This window comes from Nocardiopsis sp. CNR-923 (assembly GCF_001942255.1).
GTDB lineage: Bacteria > Actinomycetota > Actinomycetes > Streptosporangiales > Streptosporangiaceae > Nocardiopsis.
In genome coordinates, this window is the sequence record NZ_MKKC01000109.1 from 35,556 (window position 1) to 59,281 (window position 23,726).

General features: G+C 72.0%; 21 protein-coding genes, 2 tRNA genes and 3 pseudogenes. 17 read left to right on the forward strand and 9 right to left on the reverse strand.

What is annotated here, in order from left to right:
- The first annotated feature begins 198 nt into the window (after nt 1-198).
- From BJF83_RS19335 to BJF83_RS19345, 3 genes are all read left to right on the forward strand, one after another.
- On the forward strand, nt 199-696 hold the full coding sequence (locus tag BJF83_RS19335; RefSeq protein WP_075927432.1) for a MarR family winged helix-turn-helix transcriptional regulator: 498 nt from the start codon (nt 199-201) through the stop codon (nt 694-696).
- 214 nt (nt 697-910) lie between these two features.
- Nucleotides 911-1,576, forward strand: coding sequence for a ClpP family protease (locus tag BJF83_RS19340; protein WP_075927433.1), 666 nt, complete (start codon nt 911-913; stop codon nt 1,574-1,576).
- The gene (locus tag BJF83_RS19345) at nt 1,573-2,193 is read left to right on the forward strand and encodes a ClpP family protease (protein ID WP_075927434.1); all 621 of its coding nucleotides are present in this window, start codon (nt 1,573-1,575) and stop codon (nt 2,191-2,193) included. Before BJF83_RS19340 ends, BJF83_RS19345 begins: the two co-directional genes overlap by 4 nt.
- Nucleotides 2,194-2,470: 277 nt before the next feature.
- Here BJF83_RS19345 and BJF83_RS19350 read toward each other — a convergent pair whose 3' ends face one another.
- Nucleotides 2,471-2,866, reverse strand: coding sequence for a helix-turn-helix domain-containing protein (locus BJF83_RS19350; RefSeq protein WP_075927435.1), 396 nt, complete (start codon nt 2,864-2,866; stop codon nt 2,471-2,473).
- A gap of 217 nt (nt 2,867-3,083) precedes the next feature.
- On the opposite strand from BJF83_RS19350, the gene BJF83_RS19355 reads away from it, so the two are divergent.
- The gene (locus BJF83_RS19355; RefSeq protein WP_075927531.1) at nt 3,084-3,347 is read left to right on the forward strand and encodes a GlsB/YeaQ/YmgE family stress response membrane protein; all 264 of its coding nucleotides are present in this window, start codon (nt 3,084-3,086) and stop codon (nt 3,345-3,347) included.
- A gap of 69 nt (nt 3,348-3,416) precedes the next feature.
- Here BJF83_RS19355 and BJF83_RS19360 read toward each other — a convergent pair whose 3' ends face one another.
- The 3 genes from BJF83_RS19360 to BJF83_RS19365 all read right to left on the reverse strand — a co-directional run bounded on the left by BJF83_RS19360 (nt 3,417) and on the right by BJF83_RS19365 (nt 5,296).
- Nucleotides 3,417-4,454: an EamA family transporter gene (locus BJF83_RS19360; RefSeq protein WP_083678615.1), complete on the reverse strand. Its 1,038-nt coding sequence runs from the start codon at nt 4,452-4,454 to the stop codon at nt 3,417-3,419.
- Between the two features lie 153 nt (nt 4,455-4,607).
- Entirely contained in the window at nt 4,608-4,763 is a 156-nt protein-coding gene (locus tag BJF83_RS29650; RefSeq protein ID WP_262391685.1) for a hypothetical protein, read from the reverse strand.
- Nucleotides 4,760-5,296, reverse strand: a complete 537-nt coding sequence (locus BJF83_RS19365; RefSeq protein WP_262391686.1) for an alcohol dehydrogenase catalytic domain-containing protein — start codon at nt 5,294-5,296, stop codon at nt 4,760-4,762. The genes BJF83_RS29650 and BJF83_RS19365 overlap by 4 nt, the downstream gene beginning before the upstream one ends.
- Before the next feature lie 162 nt (nt 5,297-5,458).
- Between BJF83_RS19365 and BJF83_RS19370 the strand changes: the two genes are divergently transcribed.
- Both BJF83_RS19370 and BJF83_RS19375 read left to right on the forward strand, forming a co-directional pair.
- Complete coding sequence (locus tag BJF83_RS19370; RefSeq protein ID WP_075927437.1) at nt 5,459-6,085, forward strand: TetR/AcrR family transcriptional regulator; 627 nt, start codon at nt 5,459-5,461, stop codon at nt 6,083-6,085.
- An 11-nt stretch (nt 6,086-6,096) separates the two neighbouring features.
- Nucleotides 6,097-6,480 (forward strand): annotated as a pseudogene (locus BJF83_RS19375) (hypothetical protein); the annotation flags it as partial.
- Here BJF83_RS19375 and BJF83_RS27010 read toward each other — a convergent pair.
- Nucleotides 6,471-6,839, reverse strand: coding sequence for a hypothetical protein (locus BJF83_RS27010; protein ID WP_187347195.1), 369 nt, complete (start codon nt 6,837-6,839; stop codon nt 6,471-6,473). The pseudogene BJF83_RS19375 and the gene BJF83_RS27010 sit on opposite strands and share 10 nt — an antisense overlap.
- Between BJF83_RS27010 and BJF83_RS19380 the strand changes: the two genes are divergently transcribed.
- Entirely contained in the window at nt 6,813-7,070 is a 258-nt protein-coding gene (locus tag BJF83_RS19380) for a tyrosine-type recombinase/integrase (RefSeq protein WP_187347188.1), read from the forward strand. The two genes, BJF83_RS27010 and BJF83_RS19380, sit on opposite strands and share 27 nt — an antisense overlap.
- A gap of 70 nt (nt 7,071-7,140) precedes the next feature.
- Here the strand turns inward: BJF83_RS19380 and BJF83_RS19385 are convergent.
- Nucleotides 7,141-7,225: transfer RNA gene (locus tag BJF83_RS19385), tRNA-Leu, on the reverse strand.
- 144 nt (nt 7,226-7,369) lie between these two features.
- Here BJF83_RS19385 and BJF83_RS19390 point away from each other — a divergent pair.
- From BJF83_RS19390 to tmk, 6 genes and pseudogenes are all read left to right on the forward strand, one after another.
- Nucleotides 7,370-8,692 carry a M20/M25/M40 family metallo-hydrolase gene (locus tag BJF83_RS19390; RefSeq protein ID WP_075927438.1) on the forward strand — a complete coding sequence of 441 codons (1,323 nt, stop codon included), beginning with the start codon at nt 7,370-7,372 and terminating at the stop codon, nt 8,690-8,692.
- Nucleotides 8,693-8,948: 256 nt separating this feature from the next.
- Nucleotides 8,949-9,935 (forward strand): hypothetical protein, encoded by a 987-nt coding sequence (locus BJF83_RS19395; RefSeq protein WP_316042312.1) that lies wholly within the window; start codon nt 8,949-8,951, stop codon nt 9,933-9,935.
- Nucleotides 9,936-10,088: 153 nt separating this feature from the next.
- A complete protein-coding gene (locus tag BJF83_RS19400; RefSeq protein ID WP_083678617.1) occupies nt 10,089-10,721 on the forward strand; it encodes a chaplin family protein in 633 nt (210 codons plus the stop codon).
- Nucleotides 10,722-11,075: 354 nt separating this feature from the next.
- The gene (locus BJF83_RS19405) at nt 11,076-12,473 is read left to right on the forward strand and encodes a hypothetical protein (RefSeq protein ID WP_075927439.1); all 1,398 of its coding nucleotides are present in this window, start codon (nt 11,076-11,078) and stop codon (nt 12,471-12,473) included.
- 626 nt (nt 12,474-13,099) lie between these two features.
- Nucleotides 13,100-15,964, forward strand: coding sequence for a type I DNA topoisomerase (topA, locus tag BJF83_RS19410; RefSeq protein WP_075927440.1), 2,865 nt, complete (start codon nt 13,100-13,102; stop codon nt 15,962-15,964).
- Between the two features lie 236 nt (nt 15,965-16,200).
- Nucleotides 16,201-18,307: pseudogene (gene tmk, locus BJF83_RS27015) on the forward strand (dTMP kinase).
- A 7-nt stretch (nt 18,308-18,314) separates the two neighbouring features.
- Here tmk and BJF83_RS19420 read toward each other — a convergent pair.
- On the reverse strand, nt 18,315-18,872 hold the full coding sequence (locus tag BJF83_RS19420; RefSeq protein WP_262391687.1) for a dihydrofolate reductase family protein: 558 nt from the start codon (nt 18,870-18,872) through the stop codon (nt 18,315-18,317).
- A gap of 212 nt (nt 18,873-19,084) precedes the next feature.
- On the opposite strand from BJF83_RS19420, the gene BJF83_RS19425 reads away from it, so the two are divergent.
- The 3 genes from BJF83_RS19425 to BJF83_RS19435 all read left to right on the forward strand — a co-directional run bounded on the left by BJF83_RS19425 (nt 19,085) and on the right by BJF83_RS19435 (nt 22,079).
- On the forward strand, nt 19,085-20,257 hold the full coding sequence (locus BJF83_RS19425) for a DNA polymerase III subunit delta' (RefSeq protein ID WP_075927441.1): 1,173 nt from the start codon (nt 19,085-19,087) through the stop codon (nt 20,255-20,257).
- Nucleotides 20,258-20,352: 95 nt separating this feature from the next.
- Nucleotides 20,353-21,918: an alpha/beta hydrolase gene (locus tag BJF83_RS19430; protein WP_075927442.1), complete on the forward strand. Its 1,566-nt coding sequence runs from the start codon at nt 20,353-20,355 to the stop codon at nt 21,916-21,918.
- Nucleotides 21,919-22,006: 88 nt separating this feature from the next.
- Nucleotides 22,007-22,079 (forward strand) — tRNA-Thr (locus BJF83_RS19435).
- A gap of 64 nt (nt 22,080-22,143) precedes the next feature.
- On the opposite strand, the gene BJF83_RS28000 is transcribed toward BJF83_RS19435, so the two are convergent.
- Nucleotides 22,144-22,290 carry a hypothetical protein gene (locus BJF83_RS28000; protein ID WP_187347189.1) on the reverse strand — a complete coding sequence of 49 codons (147 nt, stop codon included), beginning with the start codon at nt 22,288-22,290 and terminating at the stop codon, nt 22,144-22,146.
- A gap of 127 nt (nt 22,291-22,417) precedes the next feature.
- On the opposite strand from BJF83_RS28000, the gene BJF83_RS19440 reads away from it, so the two are divergent.
- Nucleotides 22,418-22,768, forward strand: coding sequence for a hypothetical protein (locus tag BJF83_RS19440; protein WP_316042313.1), 351 nt, complete (start codon nt 22,418-22,420; stop codon nt 22,766-22,768).
- A 1-nt stretch (nt 22,769) separates the two neighbouring features.
- Here BJF83_RS19440 and BJF83_RS19445 read toward each other — a convergent pair.
- Nucleotides 22,770-23,602: pseudogene (locus tag BJF83_RS19445) on the reverse strand (exonuclease domain-containing protein).
- Nucleotides 23,603-23,726 lie beyond the last annotated feature (124 nt).

Here is a 23,726-nt window from a genome sequence, read left to right on the forward strand (position 1 = left end):
GCGGACACCCGTCACCCCGGGTCCGGGGTGACGCCTGCGCGGGGCGGGGCCCCGGATCGGGTGTCAGGGTGGCCTCGGCGGGGCATGGATCATCGTGAAATTACGTGCATTTGCTATCTAATAGCTAGACTACACAAGGGTCAAACCACCGCGCGCACCAGGGTGCGCGAAGGACGCCGAACCAGCGAGGATCGTTTCGTGCCTTACGACTCAGTCGACCCCGGGGCCCCGCCGCCCGACGCCGATCCGCGCGACCCCGAGCCGCCCGACGCCGGACTCGCGGAGTTCCAGCGGGCCTGGACCGCACTGATCAACGCGGCGATCCACGCCCGCTTCCGCGGCGGACACGGGCACGAGGAACTCACACTGACGCAGGCGCTCCTCATGGAGACCGTGCGCGGCATGCGCGATCCGAGCGTCGGCGCGGTCGCCCGGGTCGTCGGCGTTTCGTCCCCTTCCGCCACTCGCATGATCCAACAGCTGGAGCGCAAGGGCATGATGGCGCGCCGTCGGTCCCTGCGCGACGAGCGCAGCACCGTGGTGGGGCTCACCGAGGAGGGCGAGCGGGTCCTGGCCGTCCGGCGGAGCGCGATGGAGCGCAAACAGCGCCAGATGTACGCGGCGATCCGGCCTTCGCTGCGGCCCCAGGTGCTCATGGTCCTGCGCGATCTGCGCGAGGCGATCGACGACGTGTGAGGTCGCGCCGGCACGGCGACCGCTCTGGGCGGGGCCATCCATGCGCGGTCGTGGAGCCGCTGTCAACGGATCACTGGCGGCTTCGTGGCGCCCCGGTCTGCCGTGGGCAGATCTGCCCCGGGCCGAAACGCTGGAAGCCACCGTGCGCGCCGCCGCAGTGTGGAACCACCGGTCGGGCGGACGAAGGCTCCGCCGACCGGGGAAGGAGAGTTCCATGCTGACCCACCGAGGGCCCGTCGCCGAACACGAGGCGTCGGGCGGCGCCTTCGACGACCAGCTGGCCGCCCGCCTGCTGCGCAGCCGGATCGTGCTGCTGGGCACGCAGGTCGACGAGGCGAGCGCCAACCGGGTGTGCGCCCAGATCCTGCTGCTCGCCGACGAGGACCCCCGACGCGACATCACCCTCGCGATCAACAGCCCCGGCGGCTCCGTCACGGCGGGGATGGCGGTCTACGACACGATGCGCTTCGTGCCCAACGACGTGTCCACCCTGGTCATGGGCTTCGCGGGGAGCATGGGCCAGTTCCTGGCCTGTGCGGGGACGGCGGGCAAGCGCTACAGCCTCCCGCATGCGCGGATCATGATGCACCAACCCTCCGGCGGCCTCGGGGGGACCGCCGCCGACATCGCCATCCAGGCCCAGAACCTCGTGCACACGAAGCGGACCATGGTGCGGCTCATCGCCGAGCACACCGGTCAGAGCGAGGAGACCGTCGCCAGGGACCAGCACCGCGACGCGTGGTTCACCGCCCAGGAGGCCAAGGAGTACGGCTTCGTGGACCACGTGGTGGAGTCGGTGCACGAGTGGGAGGGCAGCGGGTTCCGGCTCGGCGCCGCGACGCCCGGGTTCGCCCACCGGGTCGGGGGAGGGGACCAGTGAGCGGACGCTACACCGTGCCCGTGGTCGTCGAGCGCACGCCGAAGGGGGAGCGCTCCTCCGACGTGTTCAGCCGACTGCTCTCGGAGCGGATCATCTTCCTCGGGACGCCGATCGACGACGACGTCGCCAACGTGGTGATGGCGCAGATGCTGCACCTGGACTACGAGTCGAGCGAGACCGACATCCAGCTGTACATCAACTCGCCGGGCGGTTCCTTCACCGCGCTGACCGCCATCTACGACACGATGCGGTTCGTGCGCGCCGACGTCGCCACGGTCTGCATGGGCCAGGCGGCCTCGGCGGCGGCCGTGCTCCTCGCGGCGGGGGCGGCGGGCAAGCGGATGGCGCTGGAGCACGCCCGGGTGCTGCTGCACCAGCCGTCGACCGAGGGGCAGGGGGTCGCCGCCGACCTGGAGATCCAGGCGGAGGAGATCCTGCGGGTCCGGTCGCAGGTCGAGTCGATTCTGTGCCGGCACACCGGCCAGCCGTTGGAGCGCCTGCGGGCCGACACCGACCGGGACCGGATCCTCACCGCCGAGCAGGCACGGGACTACGGTCTGGTCGACGGCATCGTCACCACCCGCGAAGCGTCGGGCGGTGCGCGTCAGCCCGCGTAGGCGGTCGGGAGCAGGTCATCCCCGCCGGGCCGAACCGTTCGCGCCCGGCGGGGATCGGAGCCCCGTGCGGCACGGGGACGAAGGCATCACGAGGACACACTCTCCCAGACGCGGGAACGACTGGAGCCGGGGGGCGTTCCCGGTTCCGACGCCGTGCCCGCGTCGTTCGTCGGAGCCGTCGCCGGCCACGGGGCCGCCCCTTCCGGTGCGCACGTTCGGCCCGGGGCGCGGCGACCGGTTCCGCTCAGGGCCGGGTCGCGCGGCCCCGGGGCCGCCCTCAGGCGGCCAGGGACATGACCTGGGCGCGGTGGGCGGGCGCGGGGGCCGCACCCGCCCGCCTGACGTCGCCCGGACCGGCGCCGGTGCGCGGCGCGACCTGGTCCACGGTGCTGCGGTAGAGCTCGGCGAGGACGTCCGAGAGCCCCAGACCCAGGGACCGGTACACGGCGGCGAGCACCTCGGAGGAGGCCTCCTTACGGCCGCGCTCGATCTCCGACAGGTAGGGCAGGGAGACCTGCGCGTCCTCGGCGACCTCGCGCAGCGTCCGCCCCTGCTCGGTCCGGGTGCGCCGCAGCAGGTCGCCGATCAGATCGCGCATGAGCGGATCTCCGCGTACCTCGCGCGCGGGGCCGCGCCGGGCCTCGTCCAGGAGGCGAAGGACGGTCTCGGTCATCGGTGCCTCCTGCGGGCGTGCGGCGCTGGTCCGACTCCGAGCGTACGCCGCGCGCCCCCCGCCGTGGGAGAGGAGGGCCGGGCTTCTGCCGACGGCAGAAGGGCCACCCCACGCGGGTTCCAAAGTCGTGCCAAGGGTTTCCCCCGTCCGGCGTGTGGCCGGTGTCCGCGAGCAGACACGGGGGAACGAGGCAAGGGCGTCGATCTGGGGAGGGACCGTGGAGATCACCGGAATCATCAGCGCACTCGTCGTCGGTCTGATCATCGGTGCGTTGGGTCGGCTCGTCGTGCCCGGCAAACAGCACCTGCCGATCTGGCTGACCCTGCTCCTGGGCATCGTGGCGGCCTTCGTGGGAGGGTTCCTCGCCACCCTGGTCTCGTCCATGTGGTGGTGGGTGCTGATCGTCCAGGTGCTGGTCGCCGCCGTCATCGTCTACATCGTCGACGGCATGTACGCGAGGAAGCCCAGGGGCGCCGACTGAGCTGCGGCCCGGCCGACGCCAGTCCAGGCCACCGGTACGGAACCGGTGGCCTCGCCGTGCGCGACCCGTTCACCGCGGGCGCCGGTCCGGGGGCGCACCCTCCTCGACCCCGGGGGCGTGCTCGGAGGAGGTCGTTTTCCCCATGCGGGGGGACCGGGGGTCCGGCGGCGACGAGTGGTCGACCGAGACCGAGGGACTGGTGTCCTCGGCCCGCTGGTGACCGCGTGCGGCGCCGGCCGGTGCGCTCCGGAGCGCGACGACCTGGGCGAGGGCCACCGCCGCCACCGCGATCAGCGCCCCGGTCAGCTGGACCGGGGTCAGGGCCTGGCCGAGAATCGCCCAACCGAGGACCGTCGCGGCCAGCGGGCTGCCGAAGGACAGGAAGGACACGGCCAACGCGGGCAGACGCTCGACACCCCGGAACCACAGGACGTACGCGAACAGGGCGCCGATCACACCCAGGTAGGCGAATCCGGCGAGGTTGGGGCCGGTGATCCGGTCGGGCAGCCCCTCCAGGGCGAGGGTGGCCGGGGCCAGCAGGAGTCCGGCGGCGGTCAACTGCCAACCGGTCATCGCCAGGACGCCCACCCCCTCGGGGCGTCCCCAGTGCTTGGTGAGGACGATCCCGGTCGCCATGGAGGCGGCGGCGGTGAGCCCGGCCAGGACGCCCCACGGTGTCAGGGCCGCCTCCGGTCCGACGACGAGCAGACCGACCCCCACGACGCCCAGCACTCCGGTGAGCACATGGACCGGGCGGACGCGGTTGCCGAGGACGAACGCGGCCAGGACGAGCATAATCATCGGCTGGACCGACATGACCAGGGCGGCGACACCGCCGGGCAGCAGGTAGGCGGCGACGAAGAGCAGGTAGAAGAAGGCGCCCATGTTGAGCGTGCCCAGCACCAGGGCGCGCCACCACCACACACCCCGCGGCAGGACCCGGCAGACGGCGAGCAGGATCAGCCCGGCGGGCAGGGCGCGCATGGCGGAGGCCAGCAGCGGGCGGTCGGGCGGCAGGAGTTCGGTGGTGACGATGTAGGTGCTGCCCCACACCACCGGGGCGATGAGCGTGATCAGGGAGTCGAGCGCGACGCGTCCGCGGGTCATCGAGGTTCTCCGTCTGGGGTGGTGGTGGACCGGAGGGGCTGCCCGTACCGCCCGTGGAACACGTGGCGGGCTCGCGCGGCCGTCCGGGAATCCGGCGTCGATCTCCGCGCCGGACCGCGGGGGAGGCGCGGTCGCACGCCTCCCCCGCACGGGTCAGGGAACCAGGACCGACTTCCCGGCGGTGGTGCGCTCCTCCAGACCGGCGCGCACCTGGTCGACCCAGCCCGGCTTCGAGTAGTCGACGGCCGCCTCCGCGCCCAGGGAACGCACGAGGTCGAGCTTGGCCTCGCCTCGGGCCGCGCCGATCACGCGCGCCCCGCGTCGCGTGCCAGCTGGACGGCCAGGCTGCCCGCGCCGCCCGCGGCCGCCGCGACGAGGACCCATGCGCCGGCTTCGACCGGTGCGACCCGCACCAGCCGCATGGCCGTCGCGCCGTCGTGCAGGAGTGCCAGGGCGTGGACGGTGTCGAGGCCCTCGGGAATCCGGATGAGCCGTTCCTCGGGCACCGCCGCCCGCTCGGCGTACCCGTCCGTGGGGCTGTTCCGCTCGCCCCCGTCGTCGGCTCGGCCCGTCTCCGCGATGACCCGGCTCCCGACCCACGTGGGGTCGACGCCCTCCCCTACGGAGGACACGGTCCCACCTACGCCCGTGCCCGGGGTGTAGGGACGGGGGATCGGGAAGAAGTCCTGGCCCCAGCCCTTGCGGATGAGGGTGTCGATGAAGAGGACGTCGGCCGCGGCCACGTCGACCACGACCTCGCCCGGACCCGCGACGGGGTCGGGGACCTCCTCTGCCACCGGTTTCTCGGGGCCGCCGAAGTCCCTGACGCGAACCGCACGCATGACCATCGCTCCTCACGATCGAACCGCCGCCACCGCCTTTCGGGGTGCGAGGGAACCAGCGTCCTATCTCAACAAAGGTTGAGGTCAACTGCCGGGGAATTCCGGGTTCTCCCGAGGCGCGTCCGGGTGGCGCGAATAAAAATATGTCATTAATATTTTCTTATGGCACGAACGGCGGATCACGGGGCACGGCGGCGGCAGGTGGCCGAGGCGCTCATGCGCACGGTGGCAGAGCGCGGGCTGGCCAGGACCACCCTCGCGGACGTCGCCGACGAGGCGGGCGTCTCCGTGGGACTGGTGCAGCGCTACTTCCGCGCCAAGTCCGACCTCCTGCGGTTCGGCGTCGAGCACATGTACCGGCGCGCGGGGGAGCGCTTCCAGGCGGTCGACATGAGCGGCGCCTTCCACGACCGGGTGTACCGCTTCGCCGAGACCCTCCTCCCGCTGGACGACGAGCGCCGCGTGGAGCTGACCGTCTGGCTGGAGTTCCTGCCCGCCACCCTGACCGATCCGGAGATGGCGCGCCTGCACCAGGACACCACCCGGGCCCTCGTCGACGCGATCACGCACGGGTTCGAGGACGCCGTGCGCGACGGGGACCTCCCCGAGGGGACCGACCCGCGCGGCGAGGCCACCCGGCTCGTCGCCTTCGTCGACGGACTGACCCTGCACCACCTCGTCACCACGCGGGAGTTCCCCGAGGAGGAGATCCGAGCATCCCTCCGCGCCTACCTCGACCGGCTCCGCACGGCCCCTGGGAGTCCGCGGCCATCCGATCGAGCACCGTGAAGGCGGTCCCCATGACCCGCTCCGACCAACGGACACCGACGACCGAACGGACCCCGGGGGCGCAGCGGCCGGGCGCGCGGCTTCCGCTGCTCGACGTCCTGCGCGGCATCGCGATCCTGGGCACCCTCGGCACCAACGTGTGGCTCTTCACCGCGCGCGGCGGCGAAGGCGTCATGCTCTACGGGACAGACGTGCTCAGCCCCCTGGGCGCCTTCCTGACCGACCCGTCGGCCGCCGGACTGGCCCAGGGCGTGTTCCTGCTGTTCACCAACGGCACGTTCCTGTCCCTGCTCACCCTGCTGTTCGGAGTCGGCCTCGCCGTCCAGTTCCGGTCCGCGTCCCGGCGCGGCGGCCGGTGGCCGGGCCCCTACACGTGGCGCTGGGGTTACGTGTTCCCGGCTGAGGCTGTTGGACAGCACCGCGGTTTTGATCCCGGCCGCGCGTGCTTGCCGTGCGGCTTGAGCATCTGGTAGGCGGGGAAGGCGTCGTGGAGGTAGCGGGCCGTCAGGTCGTCGGGGGCGACCCCGATCAGGGCGGCGAACCCTTTGTTCCAGTCGGTCTGGGTGATGTGGCCGAGTTCGAGCCGTTGGAAGAGTTCCTGACCGCGTGGGTTGGCCCACGCGCGTAGGAAGGTTCCCCGGGTGAGCCTCTCGCGGTCCTCGAATGAGGAGATGACCTCGACCATGTTGAAGGTCAGGACGCCGAAGAAGTCGAAGATCACGCCACCGTGCTTGGTCACTGTGGTCGTCGCCATCCCGCAAGCCCACGGGGACGCCCGTATTCACAGGCGCGGGCCACGGACATCCGGCTCCACGACCTGAGGCACACGTGGGCGACCTTGGCTCCCAGGGCTGGGGTATCCGTGAAGGTGGTTCAGGAGAGGTTGGGCCACGCCAACCCGTCCATCACGATGAACATCTACGCTCACGCGCTCCCGGGGATGCAGGCCCGTGCTGCTGAGCAGGTGGCATCCCTCTTCGGGTGATCCACCTCGGTTGCACCCTCCGTTGCAACCCGGGCATGAAAAAAGGCCCTGTCACCAGGGCCTTCGCTTGTGTCCGAGGGGGGACTTGAACCCCCACAGCCTTAACGGCCACTAGCACCTCAAGCTAGCGCGTCTACCTATTCCGCCACCCGGACTGGGCTGGACGCGGCGCTTCCCGCGCCGGACAGGTCAACCATAGCAAAGGTCGGAAGTGCCGCGAACCAGTTTTCGGGCGGGGGGTCGGCGTGGCATCGTCGGGGGAAACGCAGGAGCCCAAGTGGCTGGACGGGAGTTGCGAGATGGCGGAGCCGGAGAACGCGTTGAGCGCGGCAGAGGTCGAGGTCGTCGACCTGTGCAGGGAGCTCATCGAGATCGACACGTCCAACTACGGCGACCATTCGGGGCCCGGAGAGCGCAAGGCCGCCGAGTACGTCGCGGGCAAGCTCGACGAGGTCGGCGTCGAGTCCCGGATCTACGAGAAGCACCCTGGCCGCAGCAATGTCGTGGCGCGGATCGCGGGCGAGGACTCCAGCCGGGCCCCGCTGCTGGTCCACGGCCACCTGGACGTCGTCCCCGCGGCGCCCGACGACTGGACCCGCCACCCCTTCGCCGGGGAGATCGCCGACGGCTGCGTCTGGGGTCGCGGCGCCGTCGACATGAAGAACATGAACGCGATGGTCCTCGCCATGCTGAGGCAGCGCCTGCGCGAGGGCCGCCGCCCCCCGCGCGACATCGTGCTGGCCTTCCTCGCCGACGAGGAGGCCGGGGGTACCTGGGGCGCCCAGTACCTGGTCGCCGAGCACCCCGAGCTGTTCGCCGACTGCGACTCCGCGATCAGCGAGGTCGGCGGCTTCTCCTTCACCGTGCGCGACGACCGACGCCTCTACCTGGTGGAGACCGCGGAGAAGGGCATCGCCTGGATGAAGCTGACCGCGCGCGGCACCGCCGGGCACGGTTCGATGGTCAACGCCGACAACGCGGTCACCGAACTGGCCGCGGCCGTCGCCCGCCTGGGCGAGCACGAGTTCCCCGTCCAGCTCACCCCCACCGTCCGGACCTTCCTGGAGGAGATCTGCGAGGAGTTCGGGATCCCCTTCGACGAACGCGACGTGGACGCCACGGTGGCCCGCCTCGGCCCGATCGCCCGCATGATCGGGGCCACCCTGCGCAACACCCTCAACCCCACGGTGCTCGGCGGCGGCTACAAGGCCAACGTCATCCCCGGTGAGGCGACGGCGCAGGTGGACGGCCGCTTCCTGCCGGGAACGGAGGACGAGTACTTCGCGACGATCGACCGCCTTCTCGGCCCCAAGGTCAGTCGCGAGTTCATCCACCACCTCCCCGCGGTCGAGACCTCCTTCGACGGCGGTCTGGTCAGCGCGATGTCGGCGTCCCTCCTGGCCGAGGACCCCGGGGCGAAGGCGGTGCCGTACTGCCTGTCGGGCGGCACCGACGCCAAGAGTTTCTCCCGCCTGGGCGTGCGCAACTACGGCTTCTCCCCCCTGCGGCTTCCTCCGGAGCTGGACTTCGCCGGGATGTTCCACGGGGTCGACGAGCGTGTCCCGATCGACGGGCTTCGGTTCGGTGTGCGTGTGCTCGACAGGTTCGTCGGACTGAGCTGAGCCCGTCCCGATATGCGCTGCCCTGCCAGTCCAGATCGGTCGAGAAGTTCTCGCTGTCCTTCGCGATCGTGCCCATGTTCACTCAACGTGATGCTACGGTGGCTTTCAGTTCGACGATGTCGTGGTTCCTCGTACGCGTCAGCGTGCGCCGCGAACTCGGCACCGCCGTGCGACCGCGGTAGAACCGCCGCACGGGACCGTCCAGTGACAGTGAGATAAGGGGGCATCCATGGTGCTCGCGGGACGAGGGTGGCTGGTGTCGACCAGTCGCGCTGCCCGTGACACCCGGGGCACCTGGGTTCGACTGTTGCTCCTGTCCGGCATCGCCGCCGTCGCCTGGCTCGCCGGGGCCTTCGGTGCCGCCCACGCGGACACCTCGCCCGAGACCGGCGGCCTGGTCAGCCGTGTCATGGGAGCCGGGGACGCGGCCGAGCACACCGTCCGGGCGGCGGGCCCGCGTGAGCCCGTACTCACCGGCGCCGCCGCCCGGGCCGCGTCGACCACCTCGGCGCTGGCCGACACCGTCGTCCCCCAGGCCGCCGCGTTTCCCGCACACGCCCTGGACGACACCGGTCTCACCGAGGCGCTCGACGACACCGCCGCCGGTGCCGCCACCCACCGCGTGGTCGGCGACACCGCCCGCACCGTCGACGGCACGGCGCGCGGCGCCGGGGACCTCGTCTCCGGCGTCGCCCGTGCGGGCCGCGGGGTGGTGGAGTCCACCGACGACTCCCTGCGCGAGGGCGGACTGGTGGACACCGTCACCGAGGGCCTCGCCGACACCGCCGACGCCGGTGTCGGCGACTCCGTCCGCCGCACCGTCTTCGTCGACCCGCCAGTCCTCGGCGCAGAAGGCGAACCCGCCACTGTCTCCGAGGGCTCCCGGCACGTCGCCCCGGACGCCGCGCGCGACCGGGACGAGGACCCGGCCGCCGACTCCGGCGCCGCCGCGCCCGCAGTCTCACCCGAGACCGTGTGGCACGCGGCCGCGACGCCGAACTCCGGCGAGGAGACCGGCGACGACGCGTCCGCCGATCGCGTCCACCTCATCGCCGGTGGCGCGCCGCACTCGGCCGGAACGGACGCCACCGGTGCGTCCGCGCCGTCCTTCCCGACACCCGGCGCCGCCGGGTTCCTCATGGCCAGGGCCGTGCACACCGCGCCCCAGGCCCAGCGGTCGCCCTTCCCGGCGACCCCACCCTGGTCGTCCGCGACGCCGCGGAGACCCCTCCTACTCCCCTGACTAGCCGCGTCTCGCGACCGCGGCCGGTCCGCGCGCCCAGCGCGCGACAGCCCACCGTCCCGGTGGGCGTATTCTCCCTCGGCTGATCCAGCCGGGAGTCACCGTCCGTGGTCACACGAGCCGCAGAAGCCTTCCTCGTTGACCCAAGGACACATGATGACCCACGCAACATCCAGCCGGATCCTCGCGCTCATGGCCGCCGGACTCCTCACCGCTGCCGGGACCGCCCACGCCGACACCGCGACCAGCGGCAACGGATCCATCGGCGGCGGCAACCAGATCGGGGCCGACGTCGACGCCCCCGTCAACGTCTGCGGCAACTCGGTCGCCTTGCTCGGGGCGGCCGGAGCCCAGTGCGTCGACGGGAAGGCGGGAGTCGGCGGCTCCGAGCGGACGCAGACCGACCGCCGGTCGCAGCACGACGTCTACGCCGGCTACTACGACGACGAGCGCCCGGACGGTCGCCCCGGTGAGGAGAACCCGGACGGTTGCCCCGGTGACGGCGCCCGGACGAGAGCGAGGACCCCAGGGAGGGCGCCCCGGACCACGGCGGGACTCCGGAGGAGGGCCCGTCCCCGACGCCCGGTGACGACGAGTCCCCGGCTCCCACCGAGGAGAACCGCGGGGAGACGCCAGGTGAGGTGGGCGTGCCGCCGCAGGAGCGGGCCGGGTCGCCCGGCTCTTCCGCCGCCGACCCGCAGCTTGCCGTCACCGGAGGCGACGGCACCGGGGTGCTCTGGATGGTCGCCGCCGCCCTCGCCGCCGCCGCCGTGGGGGCCGGACTGATCCTCCTCGGCCTCCACCGGCGCGCCCGCGCCTGATCGGCCGCCCGGGCCGTCACCGGCCCGGGGGTTGACGCGAGTCCCGCAGCACCGGCCGCAGCCGAGGTCGCGGGGTTCACGTCAGCCGCCGCTCAACCAGAGCGGAGCTGATCGACGGAGCGCGCGCGTTCGCCCGCATCCAGCGGAGACGGACCGCGGCGCGCTCTCCAAGCCCGGCAGACACGCACCGCCCAGGTGCGCGCCCGACCGGATGATCCCCGGCCTTGGCCGAGGTGCCCCGCCCCATCCAGGGGCGCGGAACGGCCCGTGGCCCAAGCACGACACCTTCTCAACTCGTATTTCCGAAAGGACTTCCCACATGAGCAAGTGGGCTGGCACATCAGCGAAGGCCATGCTCCTGGCAGCCGGCTTCGTCGCCCTGGGGACCGGCGTGGCGTTCGCCGACGGTGACATCGCCACCTCCGGCAACGGCTCGATCGCCGGCGGCAACCAGTTGGTGGTCGACGGCGACGTGCCCGTGAACGTCTGCGGCAACTCCATCGGTGCGGTGCTGGGCGTGTCCGGCGCCTCCTGCACCGGTGGCACCGCCGCCGTCATCGAGGGCGACCGCTCCATCGCGACCTCGGGCAACGGTTCGATCCTCGGCGGCAACCAGGCCGTCGTCGACGGGGACATCCCGGTCAACCTGTCGGGCAACGCCATCGGCGCGCTGGGCGGTATGGCCGGGGCGCAGGCGACCGACACCACCGCCCTGGTCTCGCAGCGGGGCGGCCGGGGCGGTCGGGACGGCGACTCGATCGCCAGCTCGGGCAACGGTTCGATCCTCGGCGGCAACCAGCTCGTAGGCGACCTGGACGTGCCGGTGAACGTCTCCGGCAACGCGATCGGAGCCGTGGGCGGTGTCGCGGGCGCGGCGGCCACCGACACCAACGCGATCGTGCACGACGCCGCGGACCGCCGCGACCGCCGCGACCGCCGCGACCGCGATGACCGCAGTGACCCCGATGACCGCAGTGACCGCGACGACCGCGACGAGTACGGCTACGACGGCTACCGGTCCCACCAGGCCGCCCCCGCCGAGGTCAGCACGATGGACCTGGTCGGCGAGGCCGCCCGCAACGTCCACGTGCTGCCCGACACCTCCGGCGTGGACGCGGGCGTGCTCCGCCAGTCCGCGCCCGCCGAGCGCGAGCACATGTCGCAGCCGGACATCGCCAGCTCGGGCAACGGCTCGGTCCTCGGCGGCAACCAGGCCGTCGTCGACCTGGCGGTCCCGGTGGACCTCTCCGGCAACGCGATCGGAGCCGTGGGCGGTGTCGCGGGCGCGGCGGCCACCGACACGCGCGCGATCGTCGAGGACGACAACGACGTGGCCACCTCCGGCAACGGCTCCCTCCTCGGCGGCAACCAGGCCGTCGTCGACGGCGACGTCCCTGTGAACGTCACCGGCAACGCGGTCGGCGCCGTGCTCGGCACCGCCGGCGCGAGCTCCACCGACACCGGCTCCGAGGTGCGCCGCATGAGCGCCCCGGTCGAGCACCAGTCGGGTGTGCTGGACGCCGCTCCCGTGCTGCACGAGCTGCCCGAGGTGCCCCTCTCGCAGATGGTCCCCGTCGGATACGACCTGAGCGAGACCACCACCCAGACCGTCGAGACGCACGCTCCCGAGCGCGCCGACGAGCTGCCGGAGGCCTCGGCCATGCCGTCCGTGGACCCGGTCGGCCAGCTTCTCGGGGTGGCGGGCGTGGGCCTGTAGCGACCCAGCGGGTTCCGACCCGGGGTGCTGGCCCCGACGTCCGGAGGAGGACGGCGTCTCGTTCCGTAATGGATCGCGGTGGACTGCGAGACGTCGGACGCCGTCGGACGACGGCATGCGCCCAGGGGAAGGTTCCGCGACCGGCGCACACGCGCCGCGGACGTCGGGCAAGGGTGAGTCGCCTCCGCACTCCCGTTCCGTAATGGATCGCGGTGGACTGCGGGAGCGTGGGGGTGACGACCACCAGCTCAGGACGTGAGCCGAGTCCTCCCGGGAATATCCGGGGGGACTCGTCGCTTTCTCGTGGTCGTGGAACGCTGTGACCTCAACTGTGACCGATGTCACTATGGAAGCAAGTTCCAGGTGCTCCCCGAAGCTGGTGGGCGATCGTGGGAGACGGTCGCCACGCCCGGGCCGGGACGCGACGGGGCGGCATCGGTTCGGGTAACGCTTATTCTGCGGGTGCCGGTGGTTGTGAGCCCGGCGCCGGCGCGGGACGGGTCCCGGACCCGAGGGCCCGCTCGCCCATCGACGGGGGAGGGCCTGGCATTCGGTTACTGTCGGTTCCCAGGAATCCGCAGGACCGCGGTCGGACAGATCACGTAGGGCTAGACGTAGGGGAACACGTGCCACCCACGAAGGGCAGCGCCGGCAAGAACGGCTCCAAGGACACCGGACGGCGGGGAGCGGGCACCGCTCTGGTCATCGTAGAGTCGCCCGCCAAGGCGAAGACCATCGCCGGCTATCTGGGCCGCGGCTACGTCGTGGAGTCCAGCATCGGCCACATCCGTGACCTGCCCACCAAGGCCGCCGAGATCCCCGCCAAGTACAAGGGACAGCCGTGGGCGCGGCTCGGTGTGGACGTCGACGGCGACTTCGAGCCGCTCTACGTCGTCAACGCCGACAAGAAGTCGCACGTCAAGAAGCTCAAGGAGCTCATGGCGGAGGCCGACGAACTCCTCCTCGCGACAGATGAGGACCGCGAGGGCGAGGCGATCGCCTGGCACCTGCGCGAGGAGCTCAAGCCCAAGATCCCCGTCCGCCGCATGGTCTTCAACGAGATCACCAAGGACGCCATCCAGCGCGCCGCCAGCAACACGCGCGACCTGAACACGCGCCTGGTCAGCGCCCAGGAGACACGCCGCATCCTGGACCGCCTCTACGGCTACGAGGTCTCGCCCGTGCTGTGGAAGAAGGTCATGCCCAAACTCTCGGCCGGGCGGGTGCAGTCGGTCGCCACGCGCCTGGTGGTCGAGCGCGAGCGAGAACGGATGGCCTTCACCTCCGCCGAGTACTGGGGCATCAAGGCCGTCTTCGACGCCACCGAGGCGGGCGTCTCCGATGGGCCCGCCACCTTCCCCGCGACCCTGCTCAGCGTGGACGGGACCCGTGTCGCCGTCGGCCGCGACTTCACCTCCCAGGGCGTCCTGCGCTCCGACCGCGGCGTCCGCCACCTGGACGAGGCCGCCGCGCGCGGGCTCGCCGAGCGGCTGACCGGCGCCGGTTTCGCGGTCAGGTCGGTGGAGCGCAAGCCCTACCGTCGATCCCCGTACGCGCCGTTCCGCACGACCACCCTCCAGCAGGAGGCGTCCCGCAAGCTCGGACTGTCCGCGAAGCAGACCATGCAGGTCGCCCAGCGGTTGTACGAGAACGGTCACATCACCTACATGCGCACCGACAGCACGACGCTGTCGGAGAGCGCCGTGAACGCCGCGCGCTCGCAGGCCCAGCGCCTGTACGGCGCCGACCACGTGCCCGACAAGCCGCGCGTGTACGCCAGCAAGGTCAAGAACGCGCAGGAGGCGCACGAGGCCATCCGCCCGGCGGGCGACGAGTTCCGCATCCCCTCCCAGACCGGTCTGACCGGCCCCGAGTTCCGCCTCTACGAGCTGATCTGGAAGCGCACCGTCGCCTCGCAGATGAAGGACGCGGTCGGCGAGTCCGTCACCGTGCGGATCGAGGGCTCCTCCGCGAGCGGCGAGGTCGCCGAGTTCAGCGCGACCGGCAAGATCATCACCTTCCACGGCTTCCTCAAGGCCTACGTCGAGGGTTCCGACGACCCGGCCGCCGACCTGGACGACCGCGAGCGGCGCCTTCCCGCGATGGCCGAGGGAGACCCGCTCAAGGCGCAGACCCTGGAGGCCGAGGGGCACAGCACCCGTCCGCCCGCCCGTTACACCGAGGCCACGCTGGTCAAGGAGCTGGAGGAGCGGGAGATCGGGCGCCCGTCCACCTACGCCTCGATCATCGGCACCATCCTGGACCGCGGCTACGTGTTCAAGAAGGGCACGGCGCTCGTGCCGTCCTTCCTGGCCTTCGCGGTGGTCCAGCTCCTGGAGCGGCACTTCGGAAACCTGGTGGACTACGAGTTCACCGCTCGGATGGAGGATGTGCTCGACGACATCGCCCGCGGCGAGACGGAGAGCCTGCCGTGGCTGCGCCGCTTCTACTTCGGCGGCGAGGACCCGCAGGGCCAGCAGGAGACCGGGCTCAAGGACCTGGTGGGCGACCACCTGTCCGAGATCGACCCCAAGGAGATCTCGTCCGTCCCGGTGCCCGGCACGGACATCGTCCTGCGGGTGGGGCGCTTCGGCCCGTACCTCGACCGGGACGGGGAACGGGCCAACGTGCCCGAGGATCTGGCCCCGGACGAGCTGACCAAGGAGAAGGCCGAGGAGCTGCTCGCCCAGCCCAGCGGCGACCGCGAGCTCGGCGCCGACCCCGGGACCGGCCGCGTGATCGTGGCCAAGTCCGGTCGGTTCGGCCCCTATGTCACCGAGGTCGTCGAGGAGCCCGCCGAGGAGGCCGGGAAGGGCGCGGCGAAGTCGAAGGCGAAGACCAAGGTCAAGCCGCGCACGAGCTCCCTGCTCAAGTCGATGGACCTGGACACGGTCACGTTGGAGGACGCGCTGCGGCTGCTCTCGCTGCCCCGGGTCGTCGGCGAGCTCGACGGCGAGGAGGTCACCGCGCAGAACGGCCGGTACGGCCCCTACCTGAAGCGCGGCACCGACAGCCGCTCCCTGGAGACCGAGGAGCAGATGTTCACGGTCACCCTGGAGGAGGCCAAGGCGCTCTTCGCCCAGCCCAAGCAGCGCGGCCGCCGCGCCGCCGCGCCGCCCCTGCGCGAACTGGGGGAGGACCCGGCCTCCGGTGCGAAGATGGTCGTCAAGGACGGGCGGTTCGGCCCCTACGTCACGGACGGAGAGGTGAACGCCTCCCTGCGCAAGGGCGACGAGGTCGAGTCGATCACCGACGAGCGCGCCGCCGAGCTGCTCGCCGAGCGTCGCGCCAAGGCCCCGGCGAAGAAGCCCGCGGCGAAGAAGCCCGCGGCGAAGAAGGCGACGGCCAGGAAGACGACGTCCGCGTCCGGGGCCTCGACCACGAAGAGGGCGTCGACCACACGCTCGACCGCGGCCGCGAGGTCCGCCGCGACGAAGAAGACCGGGACGCCGAGGACGACCGCGCGCGAGTCCGCGGACGGCGAATCCTGAACCGGTCCGCTCACCTGGGCCCTCCCCGGGAAGCGCCCGGGTGAGCCGGTCTTCGGGCCGGGGCGGCGACCCGCTTCGGGTGCCCCCTGTCGGGGACGGGGGTTCCGTACTACTCTGTGTGTGACGGAGGGGGACGCGTGAAACGTGTGTGACCTCCGGCTCCACCTCTCGATTCACCACGCGGCGGGTCGTCGACCCGTCGGTTCCTATCCCCCTCACCGATAATCTTGAGCGCTATGAGCAGATCTGCACCCCTGAGAGCGCCGGCCGAGGCGCGCCACGTTCTCGCGATCTCACCCTTCAGAAGGCTGTGGATCTCGCTTTCCCTCTCCAGCCTGGGCGACTGGCTCAGTCTGCTGGCCCTGATGTCCCTCGCGGCGATCTTCACCACGGACAGCTCGCAGCTCGTCCAGTACCTCGCCGTCAGCGGCGTCGTGGTGATCAAGCTGGCCCCCTCGATCGTGTTCAGCCCGTTGGCGGGGGTGGTCGCCGACCGCCTCGACCGACGCTGGACGATGGTCGTCGGCGACGTGCTGCGCGGCCTGCTCTACGTCTCCATCCCGCTCGCCGGGCTCTTCTTCCCCGGCTTCGCGCTGGAGTGGCTGCTCATCGCCAACCTCCTGGCGGAGATCGTGGCCCTGTTCTGGACCCCGGCCAAGGACGCCACCGTCCCCAACCTGGTGCCCAGAAAGTTCCTGGAGCAGGCCAACCAACTCAGCCTGCTCACCACCTACGGAACCGCGCCCGTGGCGGCGCTGCTGTTCGCGGCGCTCGCCTCGGTCAGCAACCTGCTCGGCGCACTGCTGCCCTCGATGGCCAGCCCGGAGGCGGACATCGCGCTCTACCTCAACGGCGTGACCTTCTTCGTCGCCGCGATCGTGGTCGTCGGCCTGCCGATCCCCAAGCACAAGGCGGCGCGCGACGGCGAGGGCGACACCTCCGACAGCGGCATCCTGCGCGCGGTGTGGAAGGGCTGGCGGTACGTCGGCGGGACGCCGCTCGTGCGCGGACTGGTCCTGGGCATGCTCGGCGCCTTCGCCGCCGGGGCGCCGTCATCGGCGTCGGCCGCATCCACGTCGAGTCGCTGGGCGCGGGCAACGCCGGTTTCGGCATGGTCTTCGCCGCCGTGTTCACCGGGATGGCGCTGGGCATGCTCGCCGGACCGCGTGTGCTCAAGGGCTTCAGCCGACGCCGCCTCTTCGGACTCAGCATCGTCGCCGCGGGCGTGGCCCTGGTGCTCGCCGGCGCCGTCGCGGACATGGTGCTCACCGCCGTGCTCACCGCGGTCCTCGGCATGGGCGCGGGCTTCGCGTGGGTGATCGGCCTGACCATGCTCGGCCACGAGGTCGAGGACGAGTACCGGGGGCGGACGTTCGCCTTCCTGCACGGGGCGGCGCGCATCGTCCTGGTCGGTTCCACCGCGCTGGCGCCGTTGGCCGCCGGTCTGATCGGCGACTACTCCCTCCAGGCCGGACCGCTCACCTACGACCTGCGCGGCAGCGGCGTGGTGCTCATGGTCTCCGGTCTGTTCGCGGTGGTCGTGGCGCTCGTCTGCTACCGCCAGATGAACCGGAACGCGCCCGACGCCGGTCCCGGCCTGGTCCCCGAGCTCGTCGCCGCCCTGCGCGGCGTCGACTCGGGTGATGACGAGGACGAGGGACGTTCCGAGCACGGCGGCGCGTTCATCGTCGTCGAGGGCGGCGAGGGCGCGGGCAAGTCCACACAGGTCCGCGAGCTGACCGTGTGGCTGCGCGACCAGGGCTTCGAGGTCGTGGGGACGCGCCAGCCGGGGGCGACCAAGCTCGGCATGCGCCTGCGCGGACTGCTCCTGGACAAGGAGAACTCCCACATCACGCACCGCGCCGAGGTGCTGCTCTACGCGGCCGACAAGGCCGACCACGTGGAACGGGAGATCCTGCCCGCCCTGGAGCGCGGCGCGATCGTCATCAGCGACCGCTACGTCGACTCACTGCTCGCCTACCAGGCGCCGGTCGCGACCTGTCGGCCGAGGAGATCCGCGACATCAGCGACTGGGCGACCCAGGGCCTGGTCCCCGACCTGACCGTGCTGCTCGACGTCGCTCCCGAGGACGGACTGGCGCGCCTTGGCCGACCCACCGACCGCATCGAGTCGGAATCGGCCGAGTTCCACGAGCGGGTCCGGCGGAGCTTCCTGAGCTTGGCCAAGGCCGACCCGGACCGCTACCTCGTGCTGGACGCCAGACAGCCGCAGGAGCAGATCGGTCGGGAGATCCGCCGCCGCGTCCGAGCGCTGCTGCCCGACCCGGTGCCGAGCGGGTCGGAGGCGGTGACCGGCATGATCCCGGTGATCAAGGACGAGTAGTCCGGGCTCAGCGCAGGACCCGGTACGTCAGATGCGTGACGCCGGGGGCCTCCACCGCGCGCACCTGCTCCAGACGGACGTCGTCCACGCCGTCGAACAGTCTCTCGCCCGCTCTCAGGAGCACCGGGACCAGGTGCAGGTCGAGCTGGTCGAGAAGACCGGCGTTCAGACAGTCCCGCACGGTGGCGGCGCCCCCGGCGACGAGCACATCGCGGTCGCCCGCGATCCGCCGGGCCTGCTCCACGGCCGCCGCGGCGCCCTCAGTCACGAAGTGGAAGGTGGTGCCGCCCGCCATCGGCAGGGGCTCCCTCCGATGGTGGGTCACCACGAACACCGGCGCGTGGAACGGCGGGTCCTCGCCCCACCACCCCGTCCAGGGGGCCTCCTCGTTCCACGGTCCGGGACCACCGCCGAACATGCCGCGGCCCATGACCACCGCGCCGACGTTTCCCTGGACCTGCTCGACCACGGCGCTGGAGGCGTTGACCTCGCCGCCCGCCATGCCGTGCCGGGTCCGCCACGCCCGCAGCCCGAACACCCAGGTGTGCAGGCGGTCACCGCCCACACCCAGCGGATGCTCGACGCTCTGGCGCGGTCCGGCGGCGAAGCGTCCAGGGAGACGGACAGATGGGTGCGGATCATGCCCACGGAAGCTCCTCCAGCGTCGGTTGGCGCAACAGTAGGAGACGTCGCCGACGGTACACACGAAGCCGCGCCGACCGTCTGCGAGGGCTCCTATTCTGGGACCGGACATCGGCGTCGGCCCAGGGGGAGAATGTGACGGTCTTCGACGACCTCGTCGGCCAGAGCGCCGCGGTGGGCCAGCTGCGACGCGCGGTCGCCGCGGCCGGGGACCTGGTCGCGGGCGGTCCCGGCGGGGGAATGACGCACGCCTGGCTGTTCACCGGCCCCCCCGGTTCGGGACGCTCGGAGGCGGCCCGCGCGTTCGCGGCGGCCCTCCAGTGCCGGGACGGCGGCTGCGGCCACTGCGACTCCTGCCACCAGGTCCGCGCCGGAACACACCCCGACGTGCTGTACGTGCGTCCGAGCGGGCTCAGCTACGGCGTCGCCGACACCCGTGACCTGGTCCTGCGGGCCGGGAGCAAGCCCTCGGGCGGGCGGTTCCGTGTCGTGTTGTTCGAGGACGCCGACCGCGCCACCGAGGCCGCCTCCAACGCCCTGCTCAAGGCCGTCGAGGAGCCGTCGCCCCGGACGGTGTGGCTGTTGTGCACGCCCACCCCCGACGACCTGCTCGTCACCATCCGCTCCCGCTGTCGCCTGGTCACCCTGGCCACTCCGGGCACGCGGGAGGTGGTCGACGCGCTCGTCCGGCGCGACGGCGTCGACCCCGCGACCGCCGAGGCCGCGGCGCGGGCCGCCGGGGGACGGATCGACCGGGCGCGGCAGTTGGCCACCGACCCCGAGGCGCGCAGGCGTCGCGAGGAGGTGCTGTCCATCCCCGCCCGGCTCGACGGCCTCGGCGCGTGCGTGACCGCGGCCGCTCGCCTCTACGAGATCGCGGAGGAGGAGTCCAAGTCCCTGACCACCGCGCTCGACGAACGGGAGAGGGGTGAACTGAGGGCGGCGTTCGGCGAGGGCTCCACCGGCAAGGGGGTGGCCAAGGCGGTCCGGGGCGCGGCGGGCGCGCTCAAGGACCTGGAGGAGCGGCAGAAGCGTCGCGCCACCCGCGTCAAACGCGACTCCTACGACCGCGCGCTGCTGGACCTGGCGGCGTTCTACCGGGACGTGCTCACGCTCCAGTTGGGCGCCGGGGTGGAGCGGTCCACGGACGACCGCACCGGCGACCTGGAGCGGCTGGCGCGGTCCGGTGGCCCGGAGGCCACGCTCCGGCGGATCGACGCGATCATGGGCTGCCGCGAGCGGATCGCCGCCAACGTGCACCCGCAGATCGCGATGGAGGCCATGACGTCGGCCCTGCTCGCCGGGTAGCGGGCGGCGGGCCCCGGATCCCCTCGGGTCCGGCACAATGGTGCGGCGTTGAGCGCGCCGACCACGGTCGGCTGAGACGGAGAGGCGGACATCGGGTGGGCACGATCAAGCGGGGGTCGACGGCGGCCGCGCTCGCGGGGGCGGTGCTGCTGGCGACCGGCTGCGCCTTCGACGGGGCCGACGGGACGGTGGGGGACGCCAATGAGGCCGGGACGACCGGTCCCCTGGCGGACTTCACCGCGCAGGAACTCGACTGGGAGGCCTGCGAGAGCGGGCTGGAGGGCGCCGAGTGCGCGGTCTTCGAGGTGCCGCTCGACTACGGGGAGCCCGACGGCGCGCGGATCGAGATCGCGGTCAAGCGGCTGCCCGCCAAGGGCGACGACGTCATCGGTTCGCTGGTGCTCAACCCCGGCGGCCCCGGCGGCTCGGGCTTCGACTACGTGGACCAGACGGCCTACGCGGTCAGCGACGACGTGCGCGAGCGCTTCGACGTGGTGGGCTTCGATCCGCGCGGCGTGGGCCGCAGCACCCCGCTCACGTGCATGGACGCCACCGAGCTCGACGAGTTCCTCGGGATGGACGTGGACTCCGAGGACGGGGACGCGAACCTGGCGGAGATCACCGACGAGGGCGTGGCCGAGATGTCGGAGAGCGGGCGCGCGTTCGTCGAGGCCTGCGAGGCCCATTCCCCCGAACTGATGCTGCACATGGGCACCGCCGACGTCGCCAAGGACATGGACGTCCTGCGAGCGCTGCTCGGCGACGAGCGGCTGACCTACCTCGGAGCCTCCTACGGCACGCACATCGGCGCCCAGTACGCCGACCAGTTCCCCGACCGGGTGCGGGCGCTCGTCCTCGACGGGGCGGTCGACCCGAGCATGGACCAGCTCGAACTGAGCGTGGACCAGGCGACGGGCTTCGAGATCGCGCTGACGGCCTTCGTCGAGGACTGCCTGACCCTGACCGACTGCCCGTTGGGCGGCTCGGGCGACGGCGTGGACGACGGGATCGCGGCCCTGAACGCCTTCCTGGAGGACGCGGGCGAGGACCCGCTGGCCAACTCCGCCGACGACCGCGAGGTCAACCGGACGCGTGCCGGGCTGGGCGTGCTCGCGGCGCTGTACACCGACGCCTGGTGGCCGCGGGTGCGCGAGGCGCTCACCGACGCCATGGACGACGGCGACGGAACCGGGCTGATCCTGCTCGGGGACGACCTGTACAGCCGGTCCGACACGGCGGTGTACGAGAACTCCACGGCGGCGCTCATCGCGGTGAACTGCTCGGACTTGCCCAGCCCCCGCGACGTCGAGGCCTACGCGGAGGCCGCGGTCGAGGCGGCGGAGGAGTCGCCGAACTTCGGTCCCGGGCTGGCCTGGGGCGCGCTGCCGTGCGCCTACTGGCCGCAGGAGGCGGTGGCGCCGGGCGGCGCGCTCGACGCGGCGGGCGCGGACCCGATCATGGTGGTGGGCACCACGCGGGACTCGGCCACGCCGTACGCGTGGGCGGTGGCCCTGGCCGAGCAGTTGGACTCCGGGTTCCTGGTGACCCGGGACGGCGACGGGCACACGGGCTACCGGATGGGCGACGCGTGCGTGGACACGATGGTGGACGAGTACCTCATCGATCTGGCGGTCCCCGTGGACGGCATGGCCTGCGCGTGAGGGAGCCGGCGCGGCGGCCGTGGACGAATCACCTCGCTGGAGGCGCTAGACTGGTGACCGCTTCGCCGCGTCGAACACGCGGTGCGGTGCCGCCTTAGCTCAGTCGGCAGAGCGATTCACTCGTAATGAATAGGTCATCGGTTCGATTCCGATAGGCGGCTCAGCCCGAACGCACCCCGGTCCGGGGTGGCGTTTCGCGTAGGTGACCAATTGGGTGACCAACGCCTACTCGGCGAAGAGGTCCCCCATGATGTGCGCCCCTTCGGTGATCACCGGTCGCAGCTCCTTGCGGTAGACGAGTTCGGTCGTGGCCGTGCTGCTGTGGCCGACCAGCCGCGCGATGTCCTCCAGGCGCACGCCGTTGGCGGACATGAGCGTCACAGAGCCGCGGCGCGGCTCGCGGGGTGGCGTCGCTCCTGGTCAATGGATGCTTACTGTCCGTTGCGCCGACCAGTGTCTGTTATAGCCGGAATTGGGGTATATGCGCACCATGAGTCTGATGTTCATGGTGCTTCTTCTGGTGGGAGCCGTCCTCGTGCTCGGCGGGGGCTCCTACGCGGTGCGGCGGATCATCGCTTCGCTGGAGGAGCGTCTCGCCGCCGGGCGGACGCCGGACGCCGACCCGCTCACGGGCCCCGAACTCCAGGTCGGCGGATACGTCCCGGGCCCACGGTCCCCCGAGGACCTGCCCCCCGAGCTGCGCGCCCGGGTGCGTGGCCTCGTGGCCCTGGGCCGGACGGAGGAAGCCGTCCGCATGGTGGGCGAACGGGCCGAGGTCGACGAGGGCCGCGCCCGGGGGATCGTCGCCGAACTCGGCGGAGCCGGGCCGGGACCCGTCCTCGAACCCTGAGTCAGGGCCAGGCGCCGTCCACGACCGTCCCGTGTCCGGGCTTGGTCCGGTCCAGCCACTCCTGACGGCTGCGGGCGAACCCGAGCGCCCACTCCCTCTGCCGCTCGTGCAGCTCCGCGAGGCTCAACCCCGCCACGTCCGGGTGCCGGGCGCCGATCTCCCCCGCCACCGCCAGCGCCGCCAGGCGTCCGCAGTCGCCGTGTGCGCCTCGGTCAGGTCCACCCCGTAGTACTCGCTCATCGCGCTCAGGTTCCGCTTCCCGCGCCGGTACGGGTCCACGCCCCGATCGATCACCAACGGGTCCACGATCGGAGCGACGGCGCCCCCGAGTCGCGCCGACAGCGGCGGCAGTCCGTGTCGCTCCAGCTCGTGGGCGAGCACCCTCAGGTCGTAGGGCGCGTTGAAGACCACGACCCCCTGCCCCGCCGCCAGATGCGCCGTGAGCGCGTCGGAGATCTCCGTCAGGCAGTCGACGGCGGGCCGCCCCTCCGCGCGCGCCCGCTCGGTGCTGATCCCGTGGATCGCGACCGCGTCCTCGGGGATCTCCCGGGGGCCGGGGTCAACCAGCCACGTGGTCGACTTGCCGTCCCGGTCGACCAGCGCGGCCGACACCACGAACGCGTCCTCGGGGTCGCGCGAGGAAGTCTCGGAGTCGAAGCCGAGCAGGGCGCTCGTGTGCCATCCTTGGTGGTCGCCGCGCGCGGGCGGTGCGGGACGGGGCTCGTGCTCGACGCAGTAGGTGCGCCAGCGTCCCCCTTCCTTGACCACGACGCCGTCGCCCACGGCGACGGGGACCGAACAGGTCGTGCAGGTCCCGGGGTAGCGGTTGCGCATGGGGGGTCCCTCTCCGGTCGGGTGATCGGCACCGCCGTGAACAGCGGCGATTCAGCAACATCGTAGAACGGCCCGAGGACAGGCCGGGTTCGAGTACTGATGAGCCGGGTGGGGCGGATGTGTG

What these genes read in the sequence shown, in the direction of transcription:
- BJF83_RS19440 (WP_316042313.1), top strand. Translation starts at nt 22,418, where the DNA reads ATGTTCATGGTGCTTCTTCTGGTGGGAGCCGTCCTCGTGCTCGGCGGG.
- BJF83_RS27010 (WP_187347195.1), bottom strand. Translation starts at nt 6,839, where the DNA reads ATGGCGACGACCACAGTGACCAAGCACGGTGGCGTGATCTTCGACTTC.
- BJF83_RS19365 (WP_262391686.1), bottom strand. Translation starts at nt 5,296, where the DNA reads ATGCGTGCGGTTCGCGTCAGGGACTTCGGCGGCCCCGAGAAACCGGTG.
- BJF83_RS28000 (WP_187347189.1), bottom strand. Translation starts at nt 22,290, where the DNA reads ATGTCCGCCAACGGCGTGCGCCTGGAGGACATCGCGCGGCTGGTCGGC.
- BJF83_RS19390 (WP_075927438.1), top strand. Translation starts at nt 7,370, where the DNA reads ATGGCGGAGCCGGAGAACGCGTTGAGCGCGGCAGAGGTCGAGGTCGTC.
- BJF83_RS19405 (WP_075927439.1), top strand. Translation starts at nt 11,076, where the DNA reads ATGAGCAAGTGGGCTGGCACATCAGCGAAGGCCATGCTCCTGGCAGCC.
- BJF83_RS19360 (WP_083678615.1), bottom strand. Translation starts at nt 4,454, where the DNA reads ATGACCCGCGGACGCGTCGCGCTCGACTCCCTGATCACGCTCATCGCC.
- BJF83_RS19340 (WP_075927433.1), top strand. Translation starts at nt 911, where the DNA reads ATGCTGACCCACCGAGGGCCCGTCGCCGAACACGAGGCGTCGGGCGGC.
- BJF83_RS19350 (WP_075927435.1), bottom strand. Translation starts at nt 2,866, where the DNA reads ATGACCGAGACCGTCCTTCGCCTCCTGGACGAGGCCCGGCGCGGCCCC.
- BJF83_RS19400 (WP_083678617.1), top strand. Translation starts at nt 10,089, where the DNA reads ATGATGACCCACGCAACATCCAGCCGGATCCTCGCGCTCATGGCCGCC.
- BJF83_RS19370 (WP_075927437.1), top strand. Translation starts at nt 5,459, where the DNA reads ATGGCACGAACGGCGGATCACGGGGCACGGCGGCGGCAGGTGGCCGAG.